The sequence below is a fragment of the Autumnicola edwardsiae genome, from assembly GCF_031846505.1.
In the GTDB taxonomy this organism is placed as follows: Bacteria; Bacteroidota; Bacteroidia; order Flavobacteriales; family Flavobacteriaceae; genus Autumnicola; species Autumnicola edwardsiae.
This window is the reverse complement of the sequence record NZ_JAVRHP010000155.1, coordinates 1-4,110: the sequence shown is the minus strand read 5'-3', so window position 1 is coordinate 4,110 and position 4,110 is coordinate 1. Positions and strand designations below refer to the sequence as shown.

General features: G+C 38.8%; 3 protein-coding genes and 1 pseudogene. 3 read left to right on the top strand and 1 reads right to left on the bottom strand.

The window, feature by feature from the left end; translation table 11 throughout:
- A pseudogene (locus tag RM529_RS16125) lies at positions 1–474 on the top strand (phospholipase D-like domain-containing protein); the annotation flags it as partial.
- Positions 471–1,322 carry a substrate-binding domain-containing protein gene (locus tag RM529_RS16120; RefSeq protein ID WP_311485770.1) on the top strand — a complete coding sequence of 284 codons (852 nt, stop codon included), beginning with the start codon at positions 471–473 and terminating at the stop codon, positions 1,320–1,322. The pseudogene RM529_RS16125 and the gene RM529_RS16120, both read left to right, overlap by 4 nt.
- A 334-nt stretch (positions 1,323–1,656) precedes the next feature.
- Here the strand turns inward: RM529_RS16120 and RM529_RS16115 are convergent, their stop codons facing one another.
- Positions 1,657–2,322: a uracil-DNA glycosylase gene (locus RM529_RS16115; protein WP_311485769.1), complete on the bottom strand. Its 666-nt coding sequence runs from the start codon at positions 2,320–2,322 to the stop codon at positions 1,657–1,659.
- A gap of 47 nt (positions 2,323–2,369) precedes the next feature.
- Here RM529_RS16115 and RM529_RS16110 point away from each other — a divergent pair.
- Positions 2,370–4,110: endonuclease MutS2 (locus RM529_RS16110; RefSeq protein WP_311485768.1), on the top strand; the 1,741-nt coding region annotated here is incomplete at its 3' end.

Genomic DNA, 4,110 nt, shown 5'->3' with positions numbered 1-4,110 from the left:
AAGATTACTGCAAAAATGAATAGTCTGGAGGATCTTGAAATGGTGGAACTTCTTTATAAGGCCAGCAATGCCGGGGTTAAGATAAGGTTGTTAGTGAGAGGATTTACCTGTCTTATACCGGGAATTAAAGGAATGAGTGAAAATATTTATATTACCAGTGTAGTAGACCGTTACCTGGAACACGGCCGTATCTACATTTTTGAAAACGGTGGTGACGAGAAGATTTTCTACGGAAGCGCAGACCTTATGAGCCGGAATCTGGATAGAAGAATTGAGGTTATTTCCCCTGTTTTGGATAAAGATATTGCAAAAGAATTTAAGGAATTACTGGATATACAGCTGAAGGATAATGTAAAAGCCAGAATTCAGGATGCTTCCGAAGAAAATTTATATGTAGAACGTGCTGAAGGAGAAAAAGCTATACGCTCACAATACGAAATGTACAAGTATTTAAAAGAAAAACACACTTCATGAAATCCATAAGAATAGGTGGCGTGCCGGAACATTTTAATCTTCCGTGGCATTTGTGCATAGAAGGCAATGAATTCAATAAAGAAGAGATAAACGTGATCTGGAAAGATTTTCCAGATGGTACAGGTGCCATGAACAAAGCCCTTCGTTCCGGAGAAATAGACGCAGCCGTTATTTTAACTGAAGGCATTACCCGTGATATCATTAATGGGAATAATGCCAAAATAGTACAAACTTACATAGGTTCACCACTCATCTGGGGGATACATGTAGCCGCCGATTCGGCATATAAGAATAGTGCAGACCTCCAGCATACCAAAGCTGCGATTAGCAGGGAAGGTTCCGGTTCTCATTTAATGGCTTATGTAAATGCCCAAAACAATGGATGGAATGTTGATGACCTTGAGTTTGAAATTGTAAAGGATATAGATGGTGCTGTAAAAACTTTAAAAGAGGATAAAGCCCAGTATTTTATGTGGGAACATTTTACTACAAAACCACTTGTGGATAATCATACTTTCAGACTAATTGCCGACTGCCCTACTCCATGGCCGTGCTTTGTAATCGCAGTTAGAGAGGAAGTATTAAAATATGATGCGCAGCGAATAAAAACAATGTTGGATGTTTTGAACAACAAAACAGCAGGTTTCAAAGAAATTCCAGGAATAGATGTAATGTTAGCTGAACGCTATGATCAAAAGCTTGAAGATATCAGGAAATGGTTAAAACTGACGAACTGGAGCAACAGCCAACTCTCTGAGGCAGAATTAACTGAAGTCCAGAAGAAATTATTACGGTTAAATCTCATAAGTAAACAGGTCGAAAGTTCAGAAATATTACATAGTTTGTAGCCGATTTTGGTTGGGAGATGTTATTAAAAGCGCAGGTCGATAATTGTCATTTTCAAGATCTCAATTGAATACAAGAGAGGATAATTTTGATATTTCTTATCTCCTACTTTGAAACAGGCCGATAATTGCCAATTTTCGGATCAAACTTTTTTTCTTAAGAAGCTTCTTTCCGTATTAAACGAGTAAGGTTTCAAAAACAAGACTGGTTTCGTTAAAAGGTGTTCTAAAATTGGTATTTCCAATAAAAGAAGGTCGATAATTGGCGAATTTAGGATTTGCTTTTGTTACTGAATCAAAATCTCACAGGTTTCAAAAAGCTGTAAGGTCTGGCGTATCACCAATCTACCGGCTCTTTTCCTTTGCTTTTCAGATACTCATTGGTTTTGCTAAAGTTTTTGTTTCCAAACCAGTAACCTCTGTTGGCGCTTAATGGGGAAGGGTGTCCGCTGGTAAGTATCAAATGTTTTGAAGCGTCAATTTTCTTCGCTTTTTTCCTGGCATAGCCACCCCAGAGCAAAAAAACCACATTTTCTTTTTCTTCAGAAACAATTTCGATCACCCTGTCTGTAAACTGCTCCCATCCTTTATTTTGGTGAGAACCTGCCTGGTGAGCTCTTACTGTTAAAGTTGCATTCAGGAGCAAAACGCCCTGTTTAGCCCATCGCTCTAAATTGCCATTATCGGGCACAGGTTTTCCGAGGTCGGTTTCAATTTCCCTGAAAATATTTTTTAGCGAAGGCGGCACCTGCACATCTTCTTTTACAGAAAATGCCAGTCCGTGTGCCTGTCCTATTCCGTGGTAAGGGTCCTGTCCCAGGATAACCACTTTCGTCTCTTCGAATCCTGAATTGTCAAAAGCAGCAAAGATATTCTTGCCGGCAGGAAAGCATTTATGATTTTCATATTCACCTTTTATAAAAGCAGCAAGATTCTGAAAATAAGATTTTTCGAACTCTTCATTTAACTTTTTTTTCCAACCCGGTGCTATTTCTACCTTCATTATAATTGAGTAAATTTGCAGAGCCTCAAAAGTAGGGAAAAAATACTATGATTAAAATCACATCGAAGAGTCTTCTTGATCTTGAATTTCCGGTTGTTCGTGAGCAAATAAGCGCGCTTTGTATCACCGGGAAAGGGAAAGAAAAGGCCCTGGAAATAAAACCATATTCAACTTATAAAAAGACATATTTCGGGCTCCATCAGACGAACGAATATGTAAAATCCAAAACCCAGGAAAATCCCATTCCCAATCACGGGTTCGATAACATAGAAAATGAAATAAAGCTTTTAAACATTGAAGATTCTGTTCTTGAAGTTAGCGGCTTCAGGAAAATTGCTTCTATTTCTGAAACTGTAAATATGCAGTTGCGATATTTCAGAAAATTCAGGGAAGTTTATCCTTCACTTTATCAAACCACTTCAGAAGTAGAATATACCACTGAATTGATTGAGCGAATAGGAAGAGTAGTCGATAAATTTGGTGAGATAAAGGACGGCGCCTCTCCCCTGTTGCAGGAAACCAGGCGCTCCATGAATTCGGTAAAAGGAAAGATCAATTCCAGTTTTACTTCAGCTCTTACCACTTACAACGGCTATGGTTATCTTGATGAAATTAAGGAAAGTGTTGTTGAAAACGTGCGTGTTTTAGCCGTTAAAGCCATGTACCGAAGGAAGGTAAAAGGCGGAATTATGGGGAATTCCAAAACCGGAAGCATCGTTTATATTCAGCCGGAATCCACCTTTCAGTTTACACGGGAACTCAATAATCTTCAGTATGAAGAAAAAGAAGAGATCAACCGGATTCTAAAGGAACTTACTAATTTTGTGCGGCCTTACCGTGAGTTGCTCATAGAATATCAGGAACTGCTAAGTGAAATTGATGTAATTTCTGCAAAAGCAAAGTACGCTGACAAAGTGGGCGGAATTCTTCCAAAGATTTCTGAGGACCGGGAAATACAATTAAAAGATGCTTATCACCCCTTGCTGCTCCTTTCCAATAAAAGAACAGGCAAGAAAACCTATCCGCAAACCATCGAAATGGCAAACGATAACCGGATAATTGTGATCTCAGGACCAAATGCCGGAGGGAAAAGTATCACGCTGAAAACGGTAGGTTTGCTTCAGTTAATGCTGCAGAGCGGAATTCTCGTCCCGGTGCATGAGTATAGCAGAATGTCATTTTTCGATAAGATTTTAACGGATATTGGCGATAACCAGTCGATAGAAAATCATTTGAGTACGTATAGTTACCGACTGAAGAATATGAAAAAGTTTCTTCGGAAGTGTGACGAAAATACGCTTTTCCTAATCGATGAATTTGGTACCGGAAGTGATCCCGAACTTGGTGGCGCACTTGCAGAAACTTTTCTGGAAGTTTTTTACGAGAAAGAATCCTTTGGAATTCTTACTACGCATTATGCAAACTTAAAGAAGCTGGCAGGAGAATTGCCAAATATGAGCAATGCCAATATGTTGTTTGATTCCCAAAGTTTGGAGCCCATGTTTAAACTACGCGTGGGAGAAGCAGGAAGTTCTTTTACTTTTGAAGTTGCCCAGAAAAACGGAATCCCCTTCAGTTTAATTAACCGTTCTAAAAAGAAAGTAGAGCGCGGAAAAATTAGGTTTGACCAGAGTATAGCTAAACTTCAAAAGGAAAGGTCTAACCTTCAGAAAACTACAGATTCTTTAAAGGATAAAGAAATAAAAGCTGCTAAGGAAAAAGACAAACTTGAAGAAACCAATTCCCGGGTTCAGCACAAACTGGAAAGTTATCAGGAGCTTTTTGATG

Bases quoted from the DNA above. Each gene is read 5' to 3' on its own strand.
- RM529_RS16120 (WP_311485770.1), top strand. From the start codon at position 471: ATGAAATCCATAAGAATAGGTGGCGTGCCGGAACATTTTAATCTTCCG.
- RM529_RS16115 (WP_311485769.1), bottom strand. From the start codon at position 2,322: ATGAAGGTAGAAATAGCACCGGGTTGGAAAAAAAAGTTAAATGAAGAG.